The 25918-nt window shown below is 45.5% G+C and carries 28 protein-coding genes; 11 read left to right on the forward strand and 17 right to left on the reverse strand.

All coding sequences use genetic code 11. From position 1 onward, the window contains the following. Nucleotide 1: 1 nt before the first annotated feature. Nucleotides 2-1177: an 8-amino-7-oxononanoate synthase gene (bioF, locus tag ACIGBN_RS13675; RefSeq protein ID WP_396666049.1), complete on the reverse strand. Its 1176-nt coding sequence runs from the start codon at nucleotides 1175-1177 to the stop codon at nucleotides 2-4. After that, nucleotides 1170-2225, reverse strand: a complete 1056-nt coding sequence (bioB, locus tag ACIGBN_RS13680; RefSeq protein WP_133004183.1) for a biotin synthase BioB — start codon at nucleotides 2223-2225, stop codon at nucleotides 1170-1172. The genes bioF and bioB overlap by 8 nt, the downstream gene beginning before the upstream one ends. Nucleotides 2226-2263: 38 nt before the next feature. Here bioB and ACIGBN_RS13685 point away from each other — a divergent pair, with 38 nt between their 5' ends. Further along, nucleotides 2264-3016 (forward strand): ComF family protein, encoded by a 753-nt coding sequence (locus tag ACIGBN_RS13685; RefSeq protein ID WP_396666051.1) that lies wholly within the window; start codon nucleotides 2264-2266, stop codon nucleotides 3014-3016. A gap of 72 nt (nucleotides 3017-3088) precedes the next feature. After that, nucleotides 3089-4378, forward strand: a complete 1290-nt coding sequence (gene bioA / locus ACIGBN_RS13690; RefSeq protein ID WP_396666053.1) for an adenosylmethionine--8-amino-7-oxononanoate transaminase — start codon at nucleotides 3089-3091, stop codon at nucleotides 4376-4378. 109 nt (nucleotides 4379-4487) lie between these two features. Here the strand turns inward: bioA and ACIGBN_RS13695 are convergent, their stop codons facing one another. Both ACIGBN_RS13695 and pomA read right to left on the reverse strand, forming a co-directional pair. Then, entirely contained in the window at nucleotides 4488-5483 is a 996-nt protein-coding gene (locus tag ACIGBN_RS13695) for a flagellar motor protein MotB (protein WP_133004186.1), read from the reverse strand. Nucleotides 5484-5509: 26 nt separating this feature from the next. Continuing rightward, entirely contained in the window at nucleotides 5510-6265 is a 756-nt protein-coding gene (gene pomA, locus ACIGBN_RS13700) for a flagellar motor protein PomA (protein WP_133004187.1), read from the reverse strand. 172 nt (nucleotides 6266-6437) lie between these two features. Here pomA and xseB point away from each other — a divergent pair, with 172 nt between their 5' ends. Genes xseB through dxs form a run of 3 tightly spaced genes read left to right on the forward strand, consistent with a single transcriptional unit; the run spans nucleotide 6438 to nucleotide 9498 of the window. Next, nucleotides 6438-6680 carry an exodeoxyribonuclease VII small subunit gene (xseB, locus tag ACIGBN_RS13705; RefSeq protein WP_133004188.1) on the forward strand — a complete coding sequence of 81 codons (243 nt, stop codon included), beginning with the start codon at nucleotides 6438-6440 and terminating at the stop codon, nucleotides 6678-6680. Then, nucleotides 6677-7558: a (2E,6E)-farnesyl diphosphate synthase gene (gene ispA, locus ACIGBN_RS13710; RefSeq protein WP_133004189.1), complete on the forward strand. Its 882-nt coding sequence runs from the start codon at nucleotides 6677-6679 to the stop codon at nucleotides 7556-7558. Before xseB ends, ispA begins: the two co-directional genes overlap by 4 nt. A 53-nt stretch (nucleotides 7559-7611) precedes the next feature. After that, nucleotides 7612-9498, forward strand: a complete 1887-nt coding sequence (dxs, locus tag ACIGBN_RS13715) for a 1-deoxy-D-xylulose-5-phosphate synthase (RefSeq protein WP_133004190.1) — start codon at nucleotides 7612-7614, stop codon at nucleotides 9496-9498. Nucleotides 9499-9597: 99 nt separating this feature from the next. On the opposite strand, the gene ACIGBN_RS13720 is transcribed toward dxs, so the two are convergent. Together ACIGBN_RS13720 and ACIGBN_RS13725 are read right to left on the reverse strand one after the other, a co-directional pair. Beyond that, entirely contained in the window at nucleotides 9598-10758 is a 1161-nt protein-coding gene (locus ACIGBN_RS13720) for an N-acetylmuramoyl-L-alanine amidase (protein WP_133004191.1), read from the reverse strand. Nucleotides 10759-10984: 226 nt separating this feature from the next. Beyond that, nucleotides 10985-12328: an MFS transporter gene (locus ACIGBN_RS13725; RefSeq protein ID WP_133004192.1), complete on the reverse strand. Its 1344-nt coding sequence runs from the start codon at nucleotides 12326-12328 to the stop codon at nucleotides 10985-10987. Nucleotides 12329-13117: 789 nt separating this feature from the next. Between ACIGBN_RS13725 and ACIGBN_RS13730 the strand changes: the two genes are divergently transcribed. Then, nucleotides 13118-13381, forward strand: a complete 264-nt coding sequence (locus ACIGBN_RS13730) for a hypothetical protein (protein ID WP_133004193.1) — start codon at nucleotides 13118-13120, stop codon at nucleotides 13379-13381. A 67-nt stretch (nucleotides 13382-13448) separates the two neighbouring features. Here the strand turns inward: ACIGBN_RS13730 and ACIGBN_RS13735 are convergent, their stop codons facing one another. Together ACIGBN_RS13735 and ACIGBN_RS13740 are read right to left on the reverse strand one after the other, a co-directional pair. Next, a complete protein-coding gene (locus tag ACIGBN_RS13735; RefSeq protein ID WP_133004194.1) occupies nucleotides 13449-13838 on the reverse strand; it encodes a VOC family protein in 390 nt (129 codons plus the stop codon). Between the two features lie 189 nt (nucleotides 13839-14027). Next, entirely contained in the window at nucleotides 14028-14363 is a 336-nt protein-coding gene (locus ACIGBN_RS13740; RefSeq protein ID WP_133004195.1) for a YnfA family protein, read from the reverse strand. 361 nt (nucleotides 14364-14724) lie between these two features. Between ACIGBN_RS13740 and ACIGBN_RS13745 the strand changes: the two genes are divergently transcribed. Then, on the forward strand, nucleotides 14725-16554 hold the full coding sequence (locus ACIGBN_RS13745; protein ID WP_396666144.1) for an ABC transporter transmembrane domain-containing protein: 1830 nt from the start codon (nucleotides 14725-14727) through the stop codon (nucleotides 16552-16554). 7 nt (nucleotides 16555-16561) lie between these two features. On the opposite strand, the gene ACIGBN_RS13750 is transcribed toward ACIGBN_RS13745, so the two are convergent. From ACIGBN_RS13750 to ACIGBN_RS13760, 3 genes are all read right to left on the reverse strand, one after another. Continuing rightward, nucleotides 16562-17023, reverse strand: coding sequence for a DUF302 domain-containing protein (locus ACIGBN_RS13750; protein WP_243712051.1), 462 nt, complete (start codon nucleotides 17021-17023; stop codon nucleotides 16562-16564). 200 nt (nucleotides 17024-17223) lie between these two features. Then, complete coding sequence (locus tag ACIGBN_RS13755; protein WP_396666059.1) at nucleotides 17224-17520, reverse strand: hypothetical protein; 297 nt, start codon at nucleotides 17518-17520, stop codon at nucleotides 17224-17226. Beyond that, on the reverse strand, nucleotides 17517-17987 hold the full coding sequence (locus tag ACIGBN_RS13760) for a DUF4405 domain-containing protein (protein WP_396666061.1): 471 nt from the start codon (nucleotides 17985-17987) through the stop codon (nucleotides 17517-17519). Before ACIGBN_RS13760 ends, ACIGBN_RS13755 begins: the two co-directional genes overlap by 4 nt. Nucleotides 17988-18187: 200 nt before the next feature. Here ACIGBN_RS13760 and ACIGBN_RS13765 point away from each other — a divergent pair, with 200 nt between their 5' ends. Further along, on the forward strand, nucleotides 18188-18622 hold the full coding sequence (locus ACIGBN_RS13765) for a MarR family winged helix-turn-helix transcriptional regulator (RefSeq protein WP_396666063.1): 435 nt from the start codon (nucleotides 18188-18190) through the stop codon (nucleotides 18620-18622). A 101-nt stretch (nucleotides 18623-18723) separates the two neighbouring features. On the opposite strand, the gene ACIGBN_RS13770 is transcribed toward ACIGBN_RS13765, so the two are convergent. The 4 genes from ACIGBN_RS13770 to ACIGBN_RS13785 all read right to left on the reverse strand — a co-directional run bounded on the left by ACIGBN_RS13770 (nucleotide 18724) and on the right by ACIGBN_RS13785 (nucleotide 21855). Beyond that, nucleotides 18724-19008, reverse strand: coding sequence for a DUF3861 domain-containing protein (locus tag ACIGBN_RS13770; RefSeq protein WP_396666065.1), 285 nt, complete (start codon nucleotides 19006-19008; stop codon nucleotides 18724-18726). A gap of 199 nt (nucleotides 19009-19207) precedes the next feature. Next, nucleotides 19208-19654 carry an isoprenylcysteine carboxylmethyltransferase family protein gene (locus ACIGBN_RS13775; RefSeq protein ID WP_165943018.1) on the reverse strand — a complete coding sequence of 149 codons (447 nt, stop codon included), beginning with the start codon at nucleotides 19652-19654 and terminating at the stop codon, nucleotides 19208-19210. A 170-nt stretch (nucleotides 19655-19824) separates the two neighbouring features. After that, nucleotides 19825-20115 (reverse strand): hypothetical protein, encoded by a 291-nt coding sequence (locus ACIGBN_RS13780; protein WP_341565073.1) that lies wholly within the window; start codon nucleotides 20113-20115, stop codon nucleotides 19825-19827. A gap of 219 nt (nucleotides 20116-20334) precedes the next feature. Beyond that, entirely contained in the window at nucleotides 20335-21855 is a 1521-nt protein-coding gene (locus ACIGBN_RS13785) for a diguanylate cyclase domain-containing protein (RefSeq protein WP_396666067.1), read from the reverse strand. 225 nt (nucleotides 21856-22080) lie between these two features. Here ACIGBN_RS13785 and ACIGBN_RS13790 point away from each other — a divergent pair, with 225 nt between their 5' ends. After that, on the forward strand, nucleotides 22081-23283 hold the full coding sequence (locus ACIGBN_RS13790; protein ID WP_396666069.1) for a putative manganese transporter: 1203 nt from the start codon (nucleotides 22081-22083) through the stop codon (nucleotides 23281-23283). Nucleotides 23284-23314: 31 nt separating this feature from the next. Here ACIGBN_RS13790 and ACIGBN_RS13795 read toward each other — a convergent pair whose 3' ends face one another. Further along, nucleotides 23315-23632 (reverse strand): antibiotic biosynthesis monooxygenase family protein, encoded by a 318-nt coding sequence (locus ACIGBN_RS13795; protein ID WP_396666071.1) that lies wholly within the window; start codon nucleotides 23630-23632, stop codon nucleotides 23315-23317. 66 nt (nucleotides 23633-23698) lie between these two features. Beyond that, nucleotides 23699-23947: a Rho-binding antiterminator gene (locus tag ACIGBN_RS13800; RefSeq protein WP_133004204.1), complete on the reverse strand. Its 249-nt coding sequence runs from the start codon at nucleotides 23945-23947 to the stop codon at nucleotides 23699-23701. Nucleotides 23948-24254: 307 nt separating this feature from the next. On the opposite strand from ACIGBN_RS13800, the gene ACIGBN_RS13805 reads away from it, so the two are divergent. Beyond that, nucleotides 24255-24818, forward strand: a complete 564-nt coding sequence (locus ACIGBN_RS13805) for a fused MFS/spermidine synthase (protein ID WP_396666073.1) — start codon at nucleotides 24255-24257, stop codon at nucleotides 24816-24818. Next, nucleotides 24811-25698 carry a spermidine synthase gene (locus tag ACIGBN_RS13810; protein WP_396666075.1) on the forward strand — a complete coding sequence of 296 codons (888 nt, stop codon included), beginning with the start codon at nucleotides 24811-24813 and terminating at the stop codon, nucleotides 25696-25698. Before ACIGBN_RS13805 ends, ACIGBN_RS13810 begins: the two co-directional genes overlap by 8 nt. Nucleotides 25699-25918 lie beyond the last annotated feature (220 nt).

The following is a 25918-nucleotide window of genomic DNA, read 5'->3' on the forward strand; positions in this document are numbered from 1 at the left end:
TCTACTGCAATGACGTTAAAACACACTCTAGTGAATCACACAGAAAAACCAAATCGTCGTCTGTATGAGACGCACTCAAAGTGATACGCAAACGAGCGCTACCGACAGGCACTGTGGGCGGACGAATAGCCGTACACCAGATACCAAGAGATTTTAACGCATCACTCACCTTGATGGCAGTGCTGCTTTCTCCAATGACAATAGGCTGAATAGCGGTGTTTGATGCCATCAGCTTAACAGGAAGTTGAGAGAGACGGTGACGAAAATACGCAATATGCTGCGCTAATTTCTCGCGCCTCGCTTGCCCTTCAGCAGATTGAATCAGCTTAAGCGCCGTGAGCGTCGCCCCAGCAATGGCCGGTGACATGGCCGTGGTATACACATAAGGACGAGCAAATTGCGTTAAATAATCGGCCATCGCATGGCTGGTCGCAACAAAGGCTCCAGAAGTGCCAAAGGCTTTACCAAAAGTGCCCACTAAAATAGGCAATGACTCAGCGTCCAAATTTTCTAAGGCCAGGCTGCCGCGCCCTTGCTCACCAACACAACCTAAACCATGCGCGTCATCAACCATCAATAACCAGTCACGCCTAGCCGCCAACTTAGACAATTCGGCCAAGGGAGCCAAATCACCGTCCATACTAAAAATGCCATCCGTGACCAACAAACCCGGTGTTGCCAGCTTGCTGAGTAACTTCTCCGCACTTGCCACATCCCCATGCAAATAACGGCGTAATGGCGCTTGCGCTAAAACGGCACCATCTAGCAAGGAGGCATGGTTGAGCTTATCTTGCGCGACGGGACGATCTTTCGCAGCCAAGGCAGAAATCACCCCTAAATTCGCCATATAACCGGTGCTAAAAAGCATCACTCGCTCATAGCCCAACCAGTCAGCAAGCGCTTCTTCCAACGCTTGATGAGGCGCTAAATGACCACAAACAAGATGCGATGAGCCGCCGCCCACTCCGTACTGCTGGGCAGACTCATGAAGGCTACGGATCAACTCAGGGTGATTGGCTAGACCAAGATAATCATTGGAGCAAAAGGCTTTATATTGATGGTTAGCAAAGGTCGCATTAGGCGTTTGCGGCCCTTCTAGGGTCACCGTTTGACGTAGTAAGGATTGTTGGCGGCGCTCATTCAGCGCCGCCTCCACCCAAGGGGGCGTATTAGGCATTGGCTTCGTAAAAGAGTTTGGACTCTTCTTGCTTAACCACTTGCGCAGCAATGGCGTCTACCACGGCAGCGTCTGAATGCTCTTCACGTTGCTCAGGTTTAATGCCCAATTTGGCGAACAACATCATATCTTTGTTCGCTTCTGGGTTACTGGTCGTAAGCAGTTTTTCGCCGTAGAAAATCGAGTTGGCACCGGCTAAGAAGCACAGGGCTTGTGTTTGCTCACTCATGCCTTGACGGCCTGCTGATAGACGAACATGAGATTTCGGCATAACAATACGCGCCACGGCAATAGAACGAATAAAGTCGAATTCATCAAGGTCATCGACGTTTTCCAATGGCGTACCAGCCACTTTGACCAGCATGTTAATTGGCACACTTTCAGGATGCGGCGTCATTAACGCTAATTGACGAATCAAACCAACACGGTCTTTTTGCTCTTCGCCCATGCCCATGATGCCACCACAGCATAATTTAATACCAGAACCTCGCACTCGTGACAAAGTGTCTAAGCGGTCTTGATAAGTACGCGTTGTGATAATGCTGTCATAAAATTCAGCAGAGGTGTCTAGGTTATGATTGTAATAATCCAAACCTGCTTCAGACAGGCGCTTCGCTTGCTCATCGTTTAACGTGCCGAGCGTGACGCAAGACTCTAGTCCAAGCGACTTTACGCCCTTGATCATTTCTAATACGTAAGGAAAATCTTTTTCTGAAGGATGCTTCCACGCCGCGCCCATGCAAAAACGGCTAGCGCCCTTTTCTTTGGCCAATGCCGCTTCTTCCAACACCTTCTGCACTTCCATGAGCTTTTCTTTTTCTAGCTCGGTGTTGTAATGCCCACTTTGAGGACAGTATTTACAGTCTTCAGGGCAAGCACCTGTCTTAATGGAAAGAAGGGTACTAACCTGTACTTCATTGGGCGCAAAATTCTCACGGTGTACTGTCTGTGCACGGAACAGGAGATCCGTAAAAGGCAAATCAAAAAGCGCTTGAATTTCAGCATGCGTCCAATCGTAACGCGGCTCATTGGTGTTAGTAGCAGACATAGTACCCTCAAAAATAAGTGTCAAGGATGGCAATACTAATGAACCATGGAAAACTGTCAACCATAAATATTATCAAGGTTTACAACAGATTGTTTATCGAGCAATGCTATTTATGCCATGCTCCGAGCCGAAAACCTCTCTGTTCTTACTGTGAAGCTGGCTTCAATCGTAACGCGTTTGCCTGCCCATTATGCAAACGCCCAAGCCAAGGAGCTTTGAGTTCTATTTGTGGCCAATGCCAAGTTTCTCCCCCGCTCTACCACAACTGCCTTGCTCCTTTGCGGTTCGAAGGCCTCACACAGCACCTCATCCACGCGATTAAATTCCAGCAACAGGCACACTATATTCGCCCCTTAATACAAGTACTCAGCGAGACACTCATCGAACACTATGACTCTGTGGATAACTGGCCTAGCCAAATCATTTTTGTGCCAAGTCATCCTACACGAATCAAAGAGCGCGGCTTTTGCCAAACCCAACTTATGGTGGCTGAATTGTACAAAATACTCCTGCTGCAATTAAAAGAGAAAACGCCAAAGCACACTAAAAAGAGCCCTATTAAAAAAGCTCTGCATACCCAAGCGCAACACACGCTAAGTAAGAAAAAACGTTCAGAAAATCAACAAGGTGTATATCAAGTAACAGGTGAAATAGAAAACCATGTCGCCCTTTTTGACGACGTCATGACCAGTGGCAACACCCTAGAAACCTGCGTAAAGCTGTTAAAAAAAGCAGGCGCGAAACAGGTCGATGTTTGGGTTATCGCCAGAACGCCAGAGAAAAACCAGTAATAAAACCATGCTGGCAAGCGGAGTCACCATTGTTTAGTATGCGCGAGCTTAAACTACAAAATGGTTTCCACTATGCAAGACTCACTGACATCACAAGAGTACATCGAACTCGACAAACAACGGCTCTGGCACCCTTATACTTCGATGAGTGCCCCTACCCCACATTACCTAGTCGAACACGCTTCTGAGTGCGAAATCACGCTCGCGAGCGGAGCAACACTCATCGATGGTATGTCCTCATGGTGGAGTGTGATTCATGGATACAACCACCCAAGCATCAACCAAGCCCTTAAGTCACAAATCGATGATTTCTCTCATGTGATGTTTGGCGGCTTTACCCACAAACCCGCCATCGACTTAGCCAATAAGCTCGTCAACATGACGCCTGAGCCACTGCAAAGAGTGTTCTTTTCAGATTCAGGGTCCGTTTCCGTTGAAGTCGCAATCAAAATGGCGATTCAATACTGGCACTCCCAAGGCAAGCCAACTAAGCAGTATTTTGCCACCCCCAAAAGTGGCTACCACGGTGACACTTTTGCCGCCATGTCCGTGTGTGATCCAGAAAATGGAATGCACAATCTGTTTAATGGCGCGGTCACTGAGCAGTGCTTTGTGTCGCCCCCGCCCATTGGCATCAATAATCCGGTAAAAGAAGAGTATATCGACGAAATTCGTCAATTATTCATAGAAAAACACCAAACCATCGCAGGTTTTATTATCGAACCCGTGGTGCAAAACGCCGGCGGAATGCGGTTTTACAACCCCGAGTATTTAAACCGACTTCGCGACTTATGCGATGAGTTCGACATCTTGCTTATTTTTGATGAAATCGCCACTGGATTCGGTCGCACCGGCAAGTTGTTTGCCACGAATCACACCAATATTTGCCCAGATATCATGTGCGTTGGTAAAGCCTTAACTGGCGGCTATATCACGCTAGCCGCGACCTTAACCACAGACAAGGTCGCCCTCGGCATCAGCGATAAAGGGGGCGTATTTATGCATGGTCCTACTTTTATGGGGAACCCACTCGCTTGTGCCGCGGCTAACGCCAGCCTATCGCTGCTCGCCAGTTATGACATTGAAGCACGTATCGGTCAGATTGAACGCTGGATGACAGAAGCCCTCGCGCCCTGCGCCAGCCTTGCACAGGTTGCCGATGTCAGATGTTTTGGCGCCATCGGCGTTGTCGAGCTAAAATCCGCCGTCGATCAACACCAAATTCAACCCAAATTCGTAGAACGAGGGGTTTGGGTGCGCCCCTTTGGCAAACTGATCTATTTGATGCCTCCCTACATAATCACGCAGTCACAAATTCAAGCCCTTGGTAACGCCATTTATGAGATTGCCAGCGAAGAGTAACCCAGCGCTCAAATCGGCTTGTTAGCCGATGAACAATGGCAAAGCAAAAAAAAGAGCGCCCTATGCTGGCGCTCTTTTTTATTCTCTCATCGAGAAACGAGTCCTGTTGTTAAAAAATCTCACCCGGCGCTAAATTAAAGCGCTTGTCATCAAGGCTCGACTTATCCACCTCAACGGTATTGTTGTTTGCGTTGCTTTTCGGCACTTGTGGACGCGCTAAATCATTTTGTTTAATCACAATTTCCACTCGGCGGTTGGTCGCCCTGTTGGCCGGACTATCATTTGGCACCAAAGGGCGCGTATCGGCAAAACCCGTTACCGCAAAACGATTCTGATTTAACTTGCCAGAAGCAAACAGCTCTTCGGCAACAGAGATAGCTCGAGCGGAAGACAGCTGCCAATTCGATTTAAAGCGTCGACTGTCAATGGGCACGTTATCCGTATGCCCTTCAACAGAAATAGAGCCTTTCACACCCACCAACAAATCCCGCACCATATCAATCACAGGAATAAAGTCATAATTTAGCTCAGCGGAGCCTGACTCAAACGTGCCTTTGTCTTTTAGACGTATGGTGATGGTTTGCTCTTGGGTTTCAACTTCGACCGTTCCTTTGGAGATTTCTTCACTCATCACCGAGGCTATTTGACGAGCATCGTCTTCGGTTTGCTGAATTTTCTTTTCGCGCTCTAAATCCGCTTTTGACTTATCCACAAAAACTTCTTGAGAAGGCTGTCCTGCGCCATCATGTTCGTTCATCTCCGCCGTCCCAGGCTTGCACAACACTTCTAACGTATGATCTGGCTTGTCGTCCGCCTTTTGGCGAACTTCATTTATTGGCGTCGGTTCCGGCCGCCCCGGACTAAACTCTTGGGCAATAATAGAGGTTCCCATCGGAATACTTTCCGCTTCAATCTCTTTTTGCACACCAAAGGCTTCACGCATTGATCCGGCCAATTGCTTGAACTTTAAGACATCCATTTCTGCGAATGACAGCAGCAATACAAAGAAACACATCAGCAACGACATCAAGTCGGCAAAGGTTCCCATGTAGGCCGGCAGCCCCTCTATACATTCAGGGCAGTCTTGTTCTTCTTCATCACTCATCCAATAACCCGACTACAGCTAAAAAGTTATTCACGTTCAATACGCTTACCTTCGGCAATATAGGTTTTCAACACACCATCTACTACACGAGGGTTTTGCCCTGCTTGAATCGCCAGTAAAGCTTCTAGAATCAATTTTTGACACATTAATTCTTCATTGGCTCGGTTCTGCAATTTTGCTTGGATCGGCAAACACACCATATTGGCTAATGCCGCACCGTACAAAGTCGTCAGCAAGGCAACCGCCATGGCAGGCCCGATGGCCTTAGGGTCATCCATGTTGGCCAACATTTGCACCAACCCCACCAAGGTACCAATCATCCCCATGGCTGGCCCAACGTCGCCAAATGCCTTAAAGACTTTCGCACCTGCATCATGACGAGCAAACGCCATATTCATATCATTAGAAAGCTGACTTTTCACCACAGAACCGTCATGCCCGTCCACCAGCATCTGAATGCCTTTAGACAAAAACGGATGACTCACTTCTTTGCCTTCAAGAGAAAGCAATCCACCTTTACGCGCTTCATCGGCCAAACCGTAGATTTCATCGATTAACGTGTCTAACGGTGTGCTTTTGAACATGAAGGCTTTTGCGGCAACTTTACCTGCGCCAAGAAACTGCCCGAGAGGATATTGAATAAGCACAACAAAAGTGGAACCAATCAATACAATCAACACAGAGGCGGGGTCTAAAAACATCCCTGCTGAGCCGCCTAACAGAATAGCCATTAAAACAATGACAAAAGAGCCGACCAACCCAATTAACGTTGCGATATCCACACACGTCTCCTACCAAAAAAGCTATAATAAACACAGTTTAACTAATTCTAAACGAAAGAATATAAAAAGGATCAGATCTTTGATCAGTATTTTTGTAATTTCTACAGAGCTGATACTCGAAGAATTTATCATTTTCTGTTACAAATTATCGTGATACCCAAGAGAATTAATCATGCCTCGTAAAAACAGCGTCCGTCATTTCGAAGAAAACCTAAACGAGCTAGACAGCATAGTGGCTCAATTAGAATCTAATCAGTTACCACTCGAAGAAGCCTTAAAGGCCTTTGAAAAAGGGGTTAAAATTAGTCAGGATTGTCAATCCGTACTCACTCAAGCTGAGCAAAAGGTTCAAATATTGCTCGATAAGCAAGATGGCGAACACTTAGAACCCTTTGATCCGGAATCTGCTTCGTGAATTTAGACCAGTTTTCTCAATACGCTTGCCAACGCGTCGACTCTTTTCTTAAGCAGCAATTAGATATTTACCCGCCAGCGGTAAATTTGCAAGAAGCGATGTCTTATAGCTTATTTAATGGCGGAAAACGCATTAGACCCATGCTAACGTACGCGACCGCGGCCTTGTTTGCCGAGCCTAATGCGTTAACCGATGCCAGTGCGGCGGCCATTGAATCTATCCATGCCTATTCATTGATCCACGATGACTTGCCCGCGATGGACGACGACGACTTACGCCGAGGAAAACCCACCTGCCATATTCAGTTTGACGAAGCAACCGCGATCCTAGCCGGCGATGCTCTACAGACGTTCGCGTTTGAATTGCTCAGCGCACCGTCATTAAACAATGCTAAGATACAACTTCAACTGATTCGTGAATTATCTCTCGCCTCCGGTAGACATGGCATGATTACCGGCCAAATGATTGATCTTGCCAATGTTGATCAAACCATTTCCATTGAAACACTAGAACAGATGCATGCCCATAAAACCGGTGCTCTGATTCGTGCCAGTGTTCGCATGGGCGCGCTCAGTACCGAGCAAGCCAGTGCCCAGCAGTTAGCCGCACTGGATGCGTACGCCAAAGCAATCGGGTTGGCCTTTCAAGTGCAAGACGACATCATTGATATCACCAGTGATACGCAAACACTTGGAAAAACACAGTTTTCGGATGAAGAGGCCAACAAGCCAACTTACCCTAAACTGCTTGGCCTCGAAGGCGCTACCGCTTTGGCAAAACAGCTGCATGATCAAGCAATTGAGGATATTTCCTCATTTGGAGAGGCCGCGCAGCCGTTAGTTGAGCTTGCAAACTATATTATTGGTCGCAACCACTGATATACTAGCGCGTTAATTATTTCGCTTTAATTTATGAGACCTTACTGGTGCCCATGTTCGAAGAAATCCCAACCTCGCGTCCCAACACGCCACTATTAGATAAGGTGAATGCGCCGTCAGATTTGCGCGCATTGAAAAAAGAGCAACTGCCTCTTCTAGTACGCGAACTGCGCGAATTTATGCTTTTCAGCGTTGGTCAAACTGGCGGACATTTTGGTGCAGGCCTAGGCGTTGTCGAACTGACCGTCGCTCTACATTATTTATTTAATACGCCTGAAGATCGTATTGTTTGGGATGTGGGCCATCAGGCTTACCCTCACAAAATTCTCACCGGTCGCCGCGATGCGTTATTGACCATAAGACAAGAAAACGGCATTTCTGGTTTTCCAAAGCGAGAAGAAAGCGAATACGACACCTTTGGTGTCGGTCATTCAAGTACCTCTATTGGTGCCGCGCTGGGCATGTCGCTAGCCGCTCGCCAATTAAAAACAGGCCGTAAAGCCGTTGCCGTGATTGGCGATGGCGCTATGTCTGCCGGCATGGCATTCGAAGCGTTAAACCACGCAGGCGATGTAAAAGCCGATATGCTGGTAATTCTCAACGACAATGAAATGTCTATTTCAAAACCCGTTGGCGCGCTATCGAGTTATTTTGCCCGCATGTGGGCCAGTAAAACCTATGAAAACCTTCGTGAAGGCGGCCGTAAAGTTTTCTCTGGCTTGCCATCTGCGTTGGAGCTGGCACGTAAAGCAGAAGAGCACATGAAAGGTCTGGTTTCACCTGGCACCTTGTTTGAAGAGCTCGGCTTTAATTATATTGGGCCTATTGATGGTCACGATATGGACCACTTATTGACCACGATCGCAAATCTAAAAGATCGATCCGGCCCACAATTTCTTCATGTGATCACCAAAAAAGGCAAAGGCTTTGAGCCTGCCGAGGGTGACCCGATCGGCTATCATGCGATCAATAAGACAGAACCAGATAGCCCATCCACGTCCCCAAAAGTTAAATTGCCGAAGTATTGCAATGTTTTTGGTCAATGGGTGTGCGATGCGGCCGAGCAAGATAACAAGCTTGTCGCCATCACCCCTGCAATGAAAGAAGGCTCTGACCTCATTGAGTTTGCTGAGCGTTTTCCACAGCGTTATTTCGATGTGGCCATCGCAGAACAACACGCCGTTACTCTGGCGGCAGGCATGGCCTGTGATGGGGTAAAACCCGTTGTGGCGATTTATTCGACCTTTCTGCAACGCGCCTATGACCAGCTGATTCACGATGTTGCATTACAGAATTTAGATGTGTTGTTTGCCATCGATCGGGCTGGACTCGTCGGTGAAGACGGTCCGACTCACGCCGGCGTCTATGACCTTAGCTACTTGCGGTGCATTCCAAATATGGTCGTCATGGCACCGTCTGATGAAGATGAATGCCGTAAAATGCTGCAAACCGGGTATCAATATAACGGCCCTGCCGCAGTACGCTACCCTCGAGGAACCGGACGTGGCGTAACCATAGAACCTACCCTTAGCACACTAGAAATTGGCAAGGCCCGCACCTTACACAGCGGCGAATCTGGCATTGTTATCTGCGCTTTTGGTCGCCCCACTTATGACGCGCTACAAGCGGCACAAAACTTAGATGCCACCTTGCTGGATATGCGCTTCGTCAAACCAATAGATCAAGCAGCTTTGCTGGCGCAAGCAGACGCGAAACTAATGGTCACTGTGGAAGAGAATGCCATCATGGGCGGCGCAGGATCCGCCGTTAGTGAGTTTTACTTGTCTCAAAACATTACCATGTCGACCCTTCATATTGGACTGCCGGACCAATATGAAGAACACGCCAGCCACAGCGCCATGCTAAGGCACGTTGGCTTAGATGCCGATGGCATAGAAAGACAAATCAAACAAAGATTGGCTGAAATAGCAAAAGGGTAAACTCACCCCAAGCGATTCAACGAACATCACTTAACATAAAGAACCAACAGCCCGCCTGTTGGTTTTTTTATGTCAGTCGTTTAGCAAGGTCAGAAACAACTAGCCTACGATCAAGTTACGCTCTGGAATGTTGTGTAAACAATAATGCGTAATGCCTTCATGCAGGGCGCTGGCAATCTTATTTTGGAAAGCCTTAGTTCGAAGTTTCTTCTCTTCGTGTGGGTTAGAGATAAACGCCGTTTCCACCAAGGCAGACGGAATATCCGGTGACTTAAGAACCGCAAAAGCCGCCCTTTCAACCCGTTTATGCAGCACTTTTTCTGTTTTTGCAAGATTGCTAATCACAGTGTTCGCCAGATCCGTACTGGCTTGTAAGGTGCCTGTTTGAGATAAATCGAGCAATACCTTAGCCAGCATATTGTCTTTGGTATTTAACGATACGCCACCAATTAGATCCGAATTATTCTCTCTATGCGCCAAGCGTCGCGCCATCACGCTCGTCGCGCCTTTATTAGACAAGATATACACAGAAGAACCTCGTACCGAACGGTCTTCACAGGCATCGGCATGCACAGAAACAAAAATATCCGCCTTATGTTTATGCGCGATATTGACCCTATCACGCAATGGAATAAACACATCTTTGTCCCGCGTCATAATGACTTTAAAGCCTTGCGTGCGGTTTAACTTTTCGCGCAGCATACGCCCAATGGCCAATACCACGTCTTTTTCATGGGTACCGTGTTTGCCCGTTGCTCCTGGGTCTTTGCCGCCGTGACCTGGGTCCACAACAACAATAATGTCACGCTTTTCGGGCTGCCTTGTGGCCACTTTATGTTGCACCACAACAGAATCTGTCAGCGTTATTATCAGTTCATTATGACGCGCACCACGACGAACCGAGGTGGAGTTAAAGGCAATGTGCTTTTCTAAATCAAACACCAGGCGCAAAGTATCCCCATGGTGAATGGCCCAACGCACATCTTTAAAAAGCCCTAATTTGTGGAGCGATTTAACAGCATAGGCATTTTTTGTTTGCGGCAGATCCACCACTAAGCGTTCAGGATTCTTTAACGTGAAGACCTTGTAATGAGGCGTATGAGTCAACTTCAGGGTGAGGTGCGCGTTGCTCCCTTTGCGGTATGTGGCTATTTCTTCTAGGGTGTTGCCTTGTTCTGCAAACCCAGAAACAGGCAAAAGAGTGGCACAAGAGGCCAATAAAAAACGTCGAATGAAAGTACGTCGAGTGCTGCTTGTCATAGGTGATACGTGATTAATTAAAAGAAGTTAGTTGTGTAATGAAAATCAACACAAGGTGTTACAAAGTAACAAATACCCAATCAGATATCAAAAACAGAGTATGAGCTTTACACAAACCTCAAACTTCACAAACTTCAGTAAATGCGTATTTTGCCCTCTTTATTCAGGCAAAAAAAAGCCCCGCTTCACAGCAGGGCCTTATAAACGCATTGTGTCTAGGGATTCATCACGCAGGAACGGTAATCAAATCCAAGCGTTGACGAAAACGCATCACAGCCAAACCAGCCAAAACGCCGACACCACATACAAAGGCGACGTAATAAGCAGGTGAAAGTGGGTCTTCACGCAACATCAAGCTAACCACCATTGGCGTTGTTCCACCAAAAATGGCATACGCCACATTGTAAGAGAACGACAAGCCTGAAAAACGGATCGCCGCTGGGAAGCTCTTCACCGCAATCGCCGGCACAACCCCTACCAGTCCAGTGAAGAAGCCGACTAAGGCATACAATGGGAACAAGTACGTTGTGTCATGCAGCATGGTGCTATAGAAAACCCAGTAACTGATGGCCAAGCCAATACTGAAAATAATCATAATAGGACCATTACCAAAACGGTCTGCCAAAGCACCACAAACCACAGAGCCAATCACCACAAAAATAATTGCTAAGCTGTTGGCTTCCAAAGACAGTTTTGCGTCTAGATGAATCAGCTTTTGCAACAAAGATGGCGTCATCAATACGGTTACAACCACCGCTGCTGTCAGCACCCAAGTTACCGCCATAGACACAGCCACTGAAGGCGCATGGTTTTTCAGCACGGTTTTAATTGGCAACTCAACCGCCAATTCTTGGCTTTCCTGCATTTCTTTGAAGATTGGCGTTTCTTGTAACCAGCGACGCAAGTACATTGCGATAAAGCCGAACACACCACCCAACAAGAAAGGAAAACGCCAAGCGTAATCAGAAATCTCATCCGCTGTGTAAACCGTATGCATACCTGTTGCAATCAAAGAGCCGATCAAAATACCAGCAACCAATCCTGCAGACAGAATGCCACACGCTAAACCAACATGACGTTTGGAGACGTGCTCAGTAACAAATACCCAAGCTCCAGGCGCTTCACCACCAATCGCTGCACCTTGTAACACACGGAAGAAAAGTAATAACAGCGGCGCGGCAATGCCAATGGTTTCATAAGTTGGCATTAAACCAATGGCAAACGTTGGAATAGCCATCAGCAAGATACTCATCATAAACATACGTTTACGACCAAGAATATCGCCAAAGTGCGCCATGATAATGCCACCCAAAGGACGCGCTAAATAACCCGCAGCGAAAATCCCGTAGGTTTGTACTTGGCGAAGCCACTCTGGCATGTCGGTTGGAAAGAACAAACTACCAACGACATTGGCAAAATAGACAAAAATAACAAAATCATAAAACTCGAGCGCGCCACCGAGCGCCGATAAGCTTAATGTTTTGGCATCGTTTTTATTCAATCTGCGATGCGGATCGGACTGACCATCAGCATCACCATTTAGATGAGTATTATTAGGTTTTGAGTTCATGATTATTTTATTAACAGCTACTGTTTGTTTGAGACTTTTGTTTAAGGTAATCCGCTATAAGCCCGCACCATTATTATTTAATTCGTTTCAGTGTCGTGTTTTATTTTATAGCAGGGGGAATGAATACTACTGAGGCTTTTCCATAAAAGAAAGACGTATTGTGCATTTTCTCGTCGTTCGTCTAGGCGAAACGCAACAAGTGAAAAGCTAGACCGATTCGAAAGAAAATAATTCATGTTAGAACAGGAGGATAAAGCGTATTAATACAAACCCAAAAGCACCTTACAGGGCAGCAACAAGGTGCTTTCAAGGAACAAATCCATCCCCTGTGACGCCGCGGCTTTTAGTCGCTAGAGAAATCTGCTTCTTTGTGTTTTCAGGCTTTCAACAGTAACTGTGTCAACGTTATCACGGCTAATCTCTGTCATTGGAGGTTTTAGTCGTTTAATTGCTCGACATGTCATCACGTAAATATCCATATATTGAATACGTTAAACACAATAAACTGAGTGATTAAGAAGGTTAACCAGCAAGCCCAAAGATACCGTGCATTTACCTATTTTGACGACTCGTAGGCAGTCACCATAAAGCCATTGGTAAATGGCACCACTTTATTAAAGCGCTGCGGTTATAGAACAGCCATGAATTCAATCGCCAACTTAATGTCTGTCTAAAAAACAAAAAACGTTCTCTTTTTTGCCTTTATTGACCACTTTAGACAAATCCCTCTTGCCTCTTTAAGTACTCTCCTTTACATTCAAAAAGCTTAACTTTTTCAAGGAGATAAAAATGTATAAAGCACTATTCATCGCTTCTTCCGCACTATTATTAACAGCATGTTCTGGCGCCAATGTAACCAGTCAAATCCGTGATTTTGATGCCACGACACCAGAAAAAATGATGCGCTGTGTGACGGTTGAAACAGGTGATTCTGACACCAATGAAGAATTAAAAGCCTACGATGGTTGGACCATGGTTTATGCATCTGAATACACCACAGATAATAAAGCCACAACAGAACTTACCATGTGTTTCGAAAAATCTGCTCAGTAATTTTGGCATTTAAAATGGCGGGGCACGAAATAGCACCCGCCACTTTAAACAAAGAAGACAATTAGAACTACTGGTTAGACAAAAAACACGTAGCGCAGATTTTATTACCTGATGGATCACGTAAATACGCTAAATACAGCTTTCTAGTGCCATTTTCTCTTATTCCTGGCGCTGATTCACAGGCTTCACCACCCGCTGCAACACCAGCAGCATGCCATGCATCGACTAATTCTGGAGTCGTTGCTTTAAAGCCTATCGTCGAGCCATTTCCGTACGTGGCCGCTTCCCCATTAATGGGCTTGGTAATGGCAAACGCACCGCTTTCACTAAAGTAAAAGAAACGCTGGTTAGACTCGTCAACAACCGCAGGCTCAAACCCCAACACACCTAAGATGGCATCATAGAAAACTTTCGACTTTTCAATGTCATTCGTACCGAGCATTACATGACTGAACATAACTACAACCTCGTGATAATGAACGCGATAATACAATCGCTTAGGGTCAGATGAAGCACAGCTACTTTCTCTAAAGCACTGCCATTTCATGTGAATCACATCATAATATATAAAAACACTTTTGTATCACCTGCCATAAAGGTCAATGTTAGGCTGTCTTTTGTCTGCCAAACAGCGTGGCTTTTGACGTTACGACACCCCACGCGGTGCAAACATGATAATGGCCATACCCACCAGCGCCACTCCCGAACCAACCAAATCCCATGCGGTAGGACGAATGCCATCCACCGCCCAGAGCCACAATATCGCGGTAAAAATATACACACCACCATACGCAGCATACACTCGCCCAGCAGCAGAAGGATGCAAGGTAAGCAACCACGCAAATGCGATTAAACTCAGCGCGGCAGGCAGCAATAACCATATCGATTTACCTTCTCGTAACCACAGATAAGGAAGGTAACAACCTATAATTTCAGCCAGTGCGGTCACCATAAAAAGACCGACTGTTTTTAACTCAGGCATAGCATTCAACACCTTAAAAAAACACGTGAGACAACACCGCCGTTAATCGGCAATGCAAAAGAAAACGCAATGACGAGATTCACCGCATTAGCGACCAAGATCAACAAAGTGAACGCCAGTCTAAATACCATAACCTGAAATAACAAAGCCATGGCCCAAGATGACAAAACCAAACCGAAAATAACGCCTTAGCCAAAGAGAAACGCCATCGTTAGATAGCACATTATTTATCCATTTCCAGCACCAAGTTCCGCTATAGTAAGCATCATTCGTCGTTTTCACCATATGGACATTACTTTTGACCCAACTCGATATCAACCAAGAAAAACCAGCATCTAGGGATCAAGACCCTCACCATAAGGTGACTACCTTGAACAGCGACAAAGACAAGCCTGGCTTAAACGCATTTTTACCTTTTCTACGCCCCTATCGCCTTCAGGTGATATACGCCTTAATCGCGTTAGTCATCACCGCGGGAGCCATGCTGAGCCTGGGTAAAGGCGTGCAGTTTTTAATTGATAGAGGATTAGCCTCAGGCTCAGAAGCGGATTTAACCAAAGCCCTGTGGATATTTATGGGGCTAGTCATCTTACTAGGCGTTGGCAGCTTTTGCCGATTTTTTCTCGTCTCTTGGCTAGGTGAGCGGGTCGTTGCGGACATACGAAAAGCGATCTTTGCCCACTTACTCACGCTCTCCCCGTCTTTTTTTGAAGACAATCCACCGAGTGAAATTCAATCGCGCATCACCTCAGACACCACCTTATTACAAAGCGTTATTGGCTCTTCGTTGTCGATCGCCTTACGCAGCAGCTTAATGTTGATCGGCGGCATTATTTTCCTACTCGTTATGCATTTTAAGCTGACCTTGATCCTATTGGTTTGCGTGCCTTTTGTGGTGATACCTGTGTTGTATTTTGGCCGCCGAGTACGTCGTCTATCTCGCTATAGCCAAGACGAAATCGCCAATGTAGGACGTTACCTGTCTCAAGCTCTGCGTCACATTAAAGTCGTGCAGGCGTTCACCCATGAAAAACACGATGAACAACGCTTTTCTGCGGCGGTTGAGCAAGCGTTTGCTGTCAGCGTGAAGCGCATACTACAGCGTTCTTGGCTGGCTCTAATGGCCATTTTGCTGTCGATGGGCGGCATTGGAATCATGCTCTGGTTTGGTGGTAAAGATGTCATTTCTGGCGCCATTAGCGCGGGAGATCTGGCTAGCTTTTTGTTTTATTCGATTGTTGTCGCTGGTGCGGTGACGGCGTTATCTGAAGTCATGGGCGAACTGCAACGGGCAGCAGGCGCCACAGAACGCATTATGGAGTTGCTCAATGAGCGCAGCGTCATTGTCGGTGGACAGCAACCAGTCCCTACGGTGCCAGAATCGAAAAGTATGCCTGAATCACAAAACACAGTGGGCGTTAACAACAACCCAGAGGCACAAACAACGCCTTTGTTGACGTTACAGGATGTGACTTTTCGCTACCCAACACGACCAACGACAGCGGTCTTAAAACACCTCAATTTCTCAATACAACAAGGCGAAACTGTCGCCCTTGTCGGCCCTTCTGGCGCGGGTAAATCCACCCTCTTTGAGTTGCTATTAAGGTTCTATGATCCGCAGCAAGGGCAAGTTCGTTTTTCTGGGCAAGATATCAAAACCTTCGACCTTGGTGCTTGGCGTCAACAGCTGGCGTTAGTCCCTCAAGAAACCGCGTTGTTTGATCAAAGCGTGACAGACAACCTAGGTTATGCGAACCGCGATGCCAGTGAGAACGCCATTCAAAGTGCGGCGAAGCAATCCAATGCTCACGAGTTTATTCAACGTTTGGATAAAGCCTATGAGACGCGATTAGGGGAAGATGGTGTGCGCTTATCGGGCGGCCAAAGACAGCGCATTGCCATTGCTCGCGCCATTCTAAAAGACGCCCCTATCTTGTTGCTTGACGAAGCAACCAGTGCGCTGGATGCGCAAAGTGAGCACATGGTACAGGCCGCACTTGAACAGCTTATGATAGGACGAACCACCTTGGTGATTGCCCATCGCTTGGCCACAGTATTAAACGCTGACCGTATTATTGTGTTGGATCAAGGGGAAATAATTGCCCAAGGCACTCATTCCGAATTACTCGAAACATGCGCCTTGTACAAACGCCTAGCGGATTTGCAATTTGGTGAGCCGTCAGCGAATTAATAAAGGCTTATTTGGCGGTGGCAGCTGACCCTAACTTGTTCAGCACCCCTGAGATTTTCTTAATAACAGCGTCACAACCTTGAATATGGTGGCGCTCTTTAAGGTACTCTGGGTTGTTAAAAGACAACCAAACTTTTTGATTGGCGTCTTCGCTAATAAGCGCTTTTTGAGGCAGGTCAATGGCCACATCTTGGGCACACTTCATCAAGGGCGTGCCCACTTTTGGGTTACCAAACAGAATCACTTGAGTCGGCCTTAGGGACAACCCCGCGCCTTCCGCGTTTTTTTGGTGGTCAATTCGAGCAAACACATTCAAGCCTTTACTTTGTGCAATAGACGCAAAACGATCTGCGGTTTCTTGCACCGAATAATGGCTTTCATAGCGCAATAAACTGTCTGCGGCATTGGCGGCAAAAGAAGACAATAGCGCCACAACGCCTAACGAAGCCACCTTGATTACTTTCATCATAAAACCTCCCCTCCATAAGAACTAAGCTTACTAAGCCGATAACCTATCGGCTGTTGCACTGTTTTGTATCCGCTTCGTGTGAAGCTTATCGAACAATAGCACACTAAGCATGGCAATATTCAAGGGGGAAACGGCTAAATAATAGCCAATGAATGCAAAGACCACAGGACTGATTAAAGTTTGCAGAGCAAAAAGATCGATTAGTTTTTTCGTTTATGCAGCTTGCGTTTGACAGCAGCCGACAGCGTCATTACTAACAGAGCCAAAAGCATAGGTACGCCAATCAGCACTAACTCTTTGACAAAGGGTAAGACATACATCAAGACAGCCGGAATGTTAGGCTTGCCTTCTCCATCCCCGCCATGTGTGTAACCTTGCTGATTAATCTGCTCAGCCCAGCTGGTCAGATCCAACATCGCCAATAAACCAGCCACTGCAAGAGAAACAAGCAAAATAATCGTAAAACGCGACTTCCAGTGATAGCTTAAATATTTCATAACGCCACTCCTTTGGCGGACATTTTCTTCGTCAGATTAACGATCCAACGCCAATGCAACGCTAAATGAACACCAATAACAGGCATGATCAAAGACGCAAATTCGTTATGAACCTTAGACCAAAAATCTTGTATGGAGATCGTGATATGAAGCGCAGGCAATAACGACACAGACACTAAAAATCCGCTCACAAAAACCAACAGCATCATGATGTATAAGAGGTAATTCAGAATGGTGCTAAAGCGCTCTTTAAAGGTCGAGCGCAATAAAAAAAGCCGTGCGCTTTTTTTGATCCAATCCCAATGCAGCAGTAAATGAATCGCAAAAGGCACCACAAACAATAAGCTTCCCCACTCATGCAATGGAATGCCTGTCGATTGCGGTGCTGAAATTATCATAAAACTCACAATCAGCAGAACGTCCATAACATAACGCGTTTTCTGCAAGTTTTGCTTCCAATCTGACATGCTTTAATTAGCCTTCAAAAGTGTTCATTTTCATAGGAGGACCCGTGCTCCGCACTAGCATCAGAAGGTCATAAGCTCACACTTAACCGGCATTTTAGTTGCATGATCACGGTCAATAAAATACAGTTGATTTTGTCATATATTTTATCAAAATAGATGATAAAATCAACCAAGTAAATTCAATCTAGCCCGGAGCTTTTGTGAACTTAAATGAAGCGCTTTTTAGCCTAATACACACTGTTCGTAACACTATGATTCAACAGTTAAAATCATTAGATATGAACTTGTCTCCAATGCATTTAAAGTCATTAAAAGCGGTCTCTAAAATCGAACAATGCACAGGTCAAAAACTGGCGGATTTTATGGGCAGAGATAAGGCACAAGTGAACCGTTTGATTAAAGAGTTGGTGAACCAAGAATTGCTCATCAAGAAAGACAATGAGAAGGACAAACGCAGCCAATTACTCATCTTAGCGGCCAGCGGAGAAGCGTTAATAGAAGAGTTTAACAAGGTGGAAAACGAAGTGTTTAGCGCAATGGCATCAGAACTAGAGCCTGATCAAATTGAAAATTTTATTCAGATTACGCAAACGTTCAAATCCAACCTTGATGCCGCTTATGGGAAAAAGAACTAGCGTTTAAGAGACGACTTTTTAGACATAGCACCTCACTAAAAGCGATTAGCATGAGGTGCTATTGGATGACATTATTCGATAAAATCGTTTGAATTAAACCGTTAAGATTTTTTCAGAGATTTCATAAACTCGGAAAAATGCGGTCTAAACTCTTGAAAAAGTTCATGTTTTGAGTTTCTCAGCATCACTTCCCCAAACAGCTTAATACCAAGAGCTAACTCCCTGGCATCGCTCTCATCTAGATCGATCTTTCCTTTCATCGTCTCAACGATTTTAAAAATATCATCGTGATTACGGGTTTCAAACTCTAATGGGCTGGCCTCCACTGCATTGCCTTTAGGATCCTCAAGATGTTCGATAGTAAATTTGTATAAATGACCTTTCATAGTGCCTCCGCTGCGCGTATACATGCTGTCAAATTAAAGGTTGGCGAATCAAATGAACGGCAAACAACGCCAAAAAATTTTGTCTTGCCTACTCCCTTGTTAGGTGCAAAAAAATCAAAAACAACGGGCGTGACATTTTTAATCTAAATTGCCAACCTTCATACCATCAACCAAGCAGTGGAAAATCCAAAGGGGACCGTCAAAGCCAACGACGCACTCTGGCGCAATAGTTCTGATACTCTTCTCCGAATTTTTCCGTTAACGCAGCCTCTTCTGGCTTGATCTGAAAATACGATAAATACACGACAAAACCAACAATGGGCAAAACCACCCACAGCGTATTCAACCAAAATGCACCGCCAACTAAGATCATAGCCAACGACAAATACATGGGATTACGCGAGTATTGAAACACCCCAGACACTACCAAGACATTAGCCTTGTTGGGCTTATGAGGGTTCACCGTTGTCTTTGATTGGGTAAACGACAGAACCGCAGAAACAGCAATGACAGCGGCAAGCAGCCAAATGGCATAACTCAATACCAATGACCAACCAGAAGCCTCAAAATGGAAACCAGATAAGGCAAGCATGATGACCGCAACAACGAGAAAAATAACAAGAGGAGGGATTTTTAAGGCAAGCATAGTCATTCCTTTGAGATCTATTGGCGACAGGAAAAGGAAACAAAAGACACTGTAAAAGGCGCCTTTATTCCGCAACTAGATCATCACTTTATTCCTGCCATTCAGAAAAGCCAAGCGCTATATTTGGCTCTCAAAAACGCATTTCTGTGCGCTGAACACCTACCTATTTACTAAGGCGTCAGATGAAGCATTCCACCAACCATTAACATAAAGCCAATCAAAACAGGCGAGGTGACGATACCCACAGCAATAAGCACAAACGCAAAAAGGTTGAGGCCAATGCCAGATATATTCATCTGTAAAAGGGCACCCAGTAGGCCGAAAATAGCAATCAAGGCCGCCAGCGGAACAAACACAACACTCAGCATTAAAATGCCCAACGCAGCAAACACACAAGCAAGGATACCTGCAGTACTGCCCGCGTTATTTGCTTTTACATAAACCACTTCTCGCTCAGCCATGGTGTTTCCTTAAGGTATTGATAGGAAAACCATTGTAGTCAGATCGCAGCCAGATAAGAATCAAACAAGGGTAATTCCATGTTGTAGAAATGTTAACGCGATCGAAAAAGCGATAAGTCGATTGCGCTAGGAATCATAGAAAAAAGCGCGTCTTAAGCCTAGCAGGAAAGCACAAAACACTGCGAGTTGGCAGCTTTCAAGTATTGCCACAAACAGGCGCTATAAGGCTTTGGATGGGGTATCTTCAGAAAAATAATAGACGCTATTACGACCTTCTGTTTTTGCCTGATACATGGCTTGGTCGGCACTTTTAAGCAAACCATCAATGCTCACGCCATCATCAGGGTAAAACGCAATGCCGATACTCGCCGTGCAATACACGCTTTCCCCTTGGATCACATAAGGCTCCGCAAGGGCCTGCAGTAAGGTATTGCCAATCATGTCTATTTCAGTCGGCGCGGTGCCAGAAAACACAATGATAAATTCGTCTCCACCCAAGCGCGCAGCGATATCACTCTTTCTAATACACGCTTGAATACGTTTCGAACACTCGACCAACACACTGTCGCCAGCACCATGACCTAGGGTGTCATTCACATGTTTAAACTTATCAAGATCCAACATAGTGATGGCCAGCTGCCTCTTCTCTCGCTGGGCGGCATTGATTGACGCAGCCAGGTGCTCTTGAAGCAGGTTGCGGTTAGGCAAACCGGTTAAGTTGTCGTAATTGGCTTGCCGCCAAATTATTCTATCTGCTTTTTCTCGTTCAATGGCAATACGAGCAAGATTGACAAACTGCTCAATCAATTTAAATTCAGAGACTTTGGGGGTGAGCTGTTTACGATAAAAAATATCGAAGCTGCCCAGCACATTACCCTGATTGCCTAATATAGGCTCAGACCAACACGATGCTAATTGCGCCGACTTCGCCGCCTTTTGCAAAGTGGGCCAATCAGAATGAGCCGCTATGTCTTCGATAATAACGCGAGCGCCTGTCGCGGCGGCATAACCTGCATCAGGACGAATCTCCAACTCTTTTATCACGTTATGATAAGCCTCTGGCAAGCTCGGTGCTGCCCCTAAGGTTAAGCGTTTGCCGGTTTTATCAAGCAATAAAATGCCACATCTGGCGTCAGGAAATTCGTTTTCAATGGCTTTTACTATGGAGGAAAGCACCTTGGATAACGTGCTGGAGCTGGCAATCAACTCGAGAATCGTATTGTGATGTTGGTTGATTTGGTCTTTTTCCAATAGTTGACGGTTTTTATTTTGCATAAAAACCGAAAAGATTAGCGCAAATATATTGGTCACGATAAAGGCCGCGATCAAACGAGGCAGGGTAAAACTGTCAAACTGCTCATAAATTAAGAGACAGCCTATTGTGATCAATAGAAAGTTAAACACACCAGCAATCAGAGTCGGCAGTAAATAAAAGCTAGCGATTATGATAGGAAATAACCAATAAATTAACGCCACACCTTTTATATAAATACCGATTAAAATAGTGACTTGCGCAAGAATGGCGAAAATGGCGCTAAAAAGTGGCACATTGCTGGTAAACCAAACGCCTAAAAAAATGGCAAAAATACCGCCTACCGCAGCAAAATCAACCGCTATATGCGCTGTATCCCCAGCCATCATACTCATGATCAGAAAAGGTGATAGAACCAAGGTCGCTGTCGCCGTAATGGCAAGCAAGATCTTATCTTCTAGAGTGCGGTTCTCCATTTTGACGGTCATATTTGATTCGCTTCCTATGCGGGGGCACAACGATGCCTACTTTTCACTCAATAAATACTCCATTCTTCACCAGTGACTACTGTCCGTCAATCCTACTATGGGAGATATAGCAGGAATATAGCGCGAATACCCAAAAGAAAAGACGCTATACCTGACTAGGATCTACTTTCTAGAACAGGCTTTATTGGTTATGATAATCATTATCGAAAATAGACCAATCCTATTATGCCTATGATGAGCGCCGCAGTCTTAACAAAACATTATTACTTTGTGCACAGTACGTTTGCCAACAAGCGCATGATACTTCCGTTGCTGTTGTGCGTGCTTTGGCTCATACCAGAAGGTCAAAGCTTGGTAACTTCGGTGTTGGCCGAGGCCTTCTTGCAAGTCTCAGCGTTTGTGGCCTTTACCTTGGCCTTGTATTACGGCCTCAGTCACCACTTTGACTTTTCTCGACTACAAGGTTGGATGCAACAAAAACCCTATCGTGAAGTCTTTTTCGCAGGCCTAATGGGAGTGTTACCAGGATGTGGTGGTGCGATTGTCATTATCACCCAATACACGCAAGGTAAAATCGGCTTCGGTGCCGTGGTCGCGGTACTGACCAGCACCATGGGCGATGCGGCTTTTCTACTGATTAGCCAAAGACCAGAAGACGCTGCCATAGTGCTCCCTATCAGCATAGTGGTTGGTATTGTTTCAGGCTTAATCACCAATGCGTTTCTGCCTGCGCCAGCATTAGAATGCAAACAAACAGGCTCAGCATGGTCGCCAAATACAACGCCTGAGCCGAATCCATTTGAGCTTTGGGTGAGTCGCTTAAGCGTGGCCTTTTGGTGTCTGCTCATTCTACCAGCCAGTGCGGTCGCCCTATTGATTGCCATGCAATACGATGCGAATACCCTCCTGAGATTACCAGAGCAATCCATTGAATTATTTGGCAGCGTGGCAGGCTTTATCTGCCTTTTGCTTTGGGCATTAAGCGCAAAAACAGATCGCTACTCAGAACTCGCCAAAGAAAATGATAACCCATTGCCAAAGCACTGGATTCGAAAAGTCGCCCAAGACACTCAATTTGTCACCAGCTGGGTGGTGGTCGCCTTTGTCGTTTTTGAAGTGGTGTTGCGCTATTTCGGAGATGGTATTCTGCAGTCACTACAAGAATGGGGCAGCGCGTCTGTCTTCTTCGCAGCCATGATTGGTCTACTACCAGGGTGTGGCCCGCAGATCATGGTGACTGGCTTGTACTTACAAGGAGCGATTCCACTTTCCGCGCAACTTGCCAACGCCATTAGTAACGATGGTGACGCCCTATTCCCTGCCATTGCCTTGGCCCCAAAAGCGGCACTACTTGCAACTCTCTACTCGACCGCACCTGCGCTTGTTGCGGGCTATGGGTATTATTGGCTTATTGAAAGCAGTGTTTAGCGCGCCCTTTTACCGCGTTCAAACAAGCTTGCTAGCAACCGTAATCCCGCTCTACCTTTGAGATGCGCACTTTAAACGACGCATACCAAGATTCACGACCGGTTTTTTGCGCGGCCAAATGCTCTGCATTCGCTTTCCAGCGCTTAATAGACGCTAAATCTGCCCAGTAAGAGACGGTTATTCCTACTTCTTCCCGCGCTGATTCAACCCCTAAAAAGCCCGGCTGCTGCTGTGCGAGCTCGACCATTCGCATCGCCATTTCACCATAACCATGCTCTCCTTCGGTTCGTGTCGACGTGAAGATCACCGCATAGTAAGGCGGCTTAGGAGTACTCGCGATAAAAGACATAAAGACTGCTCTTGTTGGATTAAACACAGGCAATCCGCCTCACCACCTAGTGAGAATGCCCTAAGATCACGACTGAAAACTCACTTCCGTAAAGTGTGGGTTATCTATGGTTATCGCAAGCTTAACCAACGCCGCGAGTACCACCAACTGAACCCCATTATCCGTCTGTATTTTTATACACTCGGCACGGTTTTCATTGCGCGCCGTATCCAACGCAACACCCTCTATCCACCCCCCTGAGGCCATCGTTAACCTAATCGGGTAATGGAATAAGCAAACGATCTCAACATAATCGTATTCGTGGCAAGTAATCATAAGGAGTCTCTAATAAAATGCATGATCGTAAAATAATAGTATTTAACAAGAGAAGCGAATGTTTTAGTAGAAGACTTTATTTGCAAAAAATAATTGATCAGTATGAGTTTTTTAAAGAGAGAAAAACGATCAAATCTCCCTACTAAAGTATTCTATAAAAACAGATTTTGATGGGCTAAAAATAAGTGCGCAGCGTCTCATTATCACGGTATTATAATGACCCAATTAGTTTGATATCGATAATCATATGACTTTGAAAAAGAATGGATTAGTTTACTTTTTAGCCTTCTGTAGTGGCTTTTGCATTATGGGTATTGAACTACTTGGTGGGCGTATCCTTGCTCCTTTTTTCGGCAGTAGTGTCCATATATGGGGCAGCATCATTACGGTTTTCATGTTAAGCCTTTCTTTAGGCTACTTGCTTGGTGGCAAGCTCAGCACTCATAACGCTTCCCTCGCCAAATATGGCTTCATCTTTTTAATTGCAAGCATCAGTGTTGCTCCTATTTCCTTGTTTTCACAGCCTATTATGGCGTTCATATTTACTCATATTGAAGACAGCCGCTATGGTTCATTACTGGCTTCAATGGCATTATTTTTCATCCCGACTGTGATATTAGGCATGATATCTCCCTACTCGGTACGCCTGCTGGTTACCGAAAGCGACAAAAGCGGTCAAGTCGCTGGTGTTCTCTACTTTGTGAGTACCCTAGGCAGCGCTCTTGGCACCATAATAACGTCATTTTATTTTGTACTCGCCTTTGATGTGAACAATATTATCGCGGCCTTCGCGATCACCTTAGGCTTACTCGGCCTCATTGCTATAACGGTCAGTAGCAGTGTACGCAGCGAGGAACCAATACATGCTTAAATTGCTTTTTATCACCTCTCTGTGCCTTTTCTCTGCGTTGGTATTCAGCAAAGAAATCCATCAAGAACGATCTTTATATCGCAACATAATCGTCGAGGATAAAAACGATACTCTCTGCCTTCAGTTCAACACCAAAATCACTAAGCTTAACCAAAGCTGCATCTATAAAAACGCTCCCGACAAGCTCTTCTTCAACTACACAAAAATGATTTTTTCAAGCCTGCTGTTTATTGATAACCCTAATAATGTACTAATCATTGGCTTAGGCGGCGGTACACTATCTAACGTAATTCATCAGTTGTATCCAGAAGCCCACATTAACAATGTCGAAATAGACCCAGCGGTACTAAGAGTTGCTCGTGATTACTTTCACTTTATTGAAACAGATAATGTTGTTTCGACGGTACAAGATGGGCGAATTTTTATTAAACGTGCTGCGCTTAAAAAGCAAAAATATGACTGGATCATTTTAGACGCCTTCAACGGCGACTACATTCCTGAGCACTTGCTTACTAAAGAGTTTTTTGAAGAAGTAAACAGCGTACTAGCGGCGGACGGTATCATTGCCGCCAATACGTTTTCTGCCAGTAAATTGTATGATCATGAATCCGCGACTTACTATTCAGTCTTTGGTGATTTCATCAATGTTAGTCGCCATAACCGAAGCAATCGCATTATCTTAGCTGGCCTAAAAACAGCGCCCAGCGCAGCGAAAATCAATGCCAGAGCAAAGCAACTGGCACCTCGTTTATCACGTTATGACATTGATATAAAAGAGATTTTTCAGTTCATCGAGACCACGAAAGACAACCATGATTGGCCTGCAGACACGAAAGTCTTAACAGACCAATATTCACCAGCGAATTTATTGAATTATTAAACGTAGAAAGACCAATTAAGTTCCCCACTGATTGCATCTATACAAGACAGGCACTTATTAAAACTCATAAAATCAAAGTGTTGGATGGTTTAACGAAAAGTCGGTTCCCAAACTAGCCGTTGCTAATGAATGCAGAAAACAAGATATAGTCGATAGGAGAAAGACGCTGAGGCTAGATAGCTCATTATCGTTGAATACTGTGATTATTTGGCTATTTTTG

The organism is Marinomonas sp. NPDC078689 (genome assembly GCF_044542435.1).
In the GTDB taxonomy this organism is placed as follows: Bacteria; Pseudomonadota; Gammaproteobacteria; order Pseudomonadales; family Marinomonadaceae; genus Marinomonas; species Marinomonas arenicola.

Excerpts from the sequence above, each read along its gene's own strand:
- ACIGBN_RS13770 (WP_396666065.1), bottom strand. The coding sequence starts at position 19,008 with ATGAAAGGTCATTTATACAAATTTACTATCGAACATCTTGAGGATCCT.
- ACIGBN_RS13810 (WP_396666075.1), top strand. The coding sequence starts at position 24,811 with ATGCTTAAATTGCTTTTTATCACCTCTCTGTGCCTTTTCTCTGCGTTG.
- ACIGBN_RS13775 (WP_165943018.1), bottom strand. The coding sequence starts at position 19,654 with ATGCTTGCCTTAAAAATCCCTCCTCTTGTTATTTTTCTCGTTGTTGCG.
- ACIGBN_RS13790 (WP_396666069.1), top strand. The coding sequence starts at position 22,081 with ATGCCTATGATGAGCGCCGCAGTCTTAACAAAACATTATTACTTTGTG.
- ACIGBN_RS13735 (WP_133004194.1), bottom strand. The coding sequence starts at position 13,838 with ATGTTCAGTCATGTAATGCTCGGTACGAATGACATTGAAAAGTCGAAA.
- bioA (WP_396666053.1), top strand. The coding sequence starts at position 3,089 with ATGCAAGACTCACTGACATCACAAGAGTACATCGAACTCGACAAACAA.
- ACIGBN_RS13785 (WP_396666067.1), bottom strand. The coding sequence starts at position 21,855 with ATGACCGTCAAAATGGAGAACCGCACTCTAGAAGATAAGATCTTGCTT.
- ACIGBN_RS13755 (WP_396666059.1), bottom strand. The coding sequence starts at position 17,520 with ATGAAATATTTAAGCTATCACTGGAAGTCGCGTTTTACGATTATTTTG.
- ACIGBN_RS13720 (WP_133004191.1), bottom strand. The coding sequence starts at position 10,758 with ATGACAAGCAGCACTCGACGTACTTTCATTCGACGTTTTTTATTGGCC.
- ACIGBN_RS13730 (WP_133004193.1), top strand. The coding sequence starts at position 13,118 with ATGTATAAAGCACTATTCATCGCTTCTTCCGCACTATTATTAACAGCA.
- bioB (WP_133004183.1), bottom strand. The coding sequence starts at position 2,225 with ATGTCTGCTACTAACACCAATGAGCCGCGTTACGATTGGACGCATGCT.
- ACIGBN_RS13780 (WP_341565073.1), bottom strand. The coding sequence starts at position 20,115 with ATGGCTGAGCGAGAAGTGGTTTATGTAAAAGCAAATAACGCGGGCAGT.
- ACIGBN_RS13750 (WP_243712051.1), bottom strand. The coding sequence starts at position 17,023 with ATGATGAAAGTAATCAAGGTGGCTTCGTTAGGCGTTGTGGCGCTATTG.
- ACIGBN_RS13695 (WP_133004186.1), bottom strand. The coding sequence starts at position 5,483 with ATGAGTGATGAAGAAGAACAAGACTGCCCTGAATGTATAGAGGGGCTG.
- ACIGBN_RS13725 (WP_133004192.1), bottom strand. The coding sequence starts at position 12,328 with ATGAACTCAAAACCTAATAATACTCATCTAAATGGTGATGCTGATGGT.
- ACIGBN_RS13795 (WP_396666071.1), bottom strand. The coding sequence starts at position 23,632 with ATGTCTTTTATCGCGAGTACTCCTAAGCCGCCTTACTATGCGGTGATC.
- ACIGBN_RS13740 (WP_133004195.1), bottom strand. The coding sequence starts at position 14,363 with ATGCCTGAGTTAAAAACAGTCGGTCTTTTTATGGTGACCGCACTGGCT.
- ACIGBN_RS13800 (WP_133004204.1), bottom strand. The coding sequence starts at position 23,947 with ATGATTACTTGCCACGAATACGATTATGTTGAGATCGTTTGCTTATTC.
- ACIGBN_RS13685 (WP_396666051.1), top strand. The coding sequence starts at position 2,264 with ATGAACCATGGAAAACTGTCAACCATAAATATTATCAAGGTTTACAAC.
- xseB (WP_133004188.1), top strand. The coding sequence starts at position 6,438 with ATGCCTCGTAAAAACAGCGTCCGTCATTTCGAAGAAAACCTAAACGAG.
- ACIGBN_RS13805 (WP_396666073.1), top strand. The coding sequence starts at position 24,255 with ATGGGTATTGAACTACTTGGTGGGCGTATCCTTGCTCCTTTTTTCGGC.
- ACIGBN_RS13760 (WP_396666061.1), bottom strand. The coding sequence starts at position 17,987 with ATGTCAGATTGGAAGCAAAACTTGCAGAAAACGCGTTATGTTATGGAC.
- bioF (WP_396666049.1), bottom strand. The coding sequence starts at position 1,177 with ATGCCTAATACGCCCCCTTGGGTGGAGGCGGCGCTGAATGAGCGCCGC.
- dxs (WP_133004190.1), top strand. The coding sequence starts at position 7,612 with ATGTTCGAAGAAATCCCAACCTCGCGTCCCAACACGCCACTATTAGAT.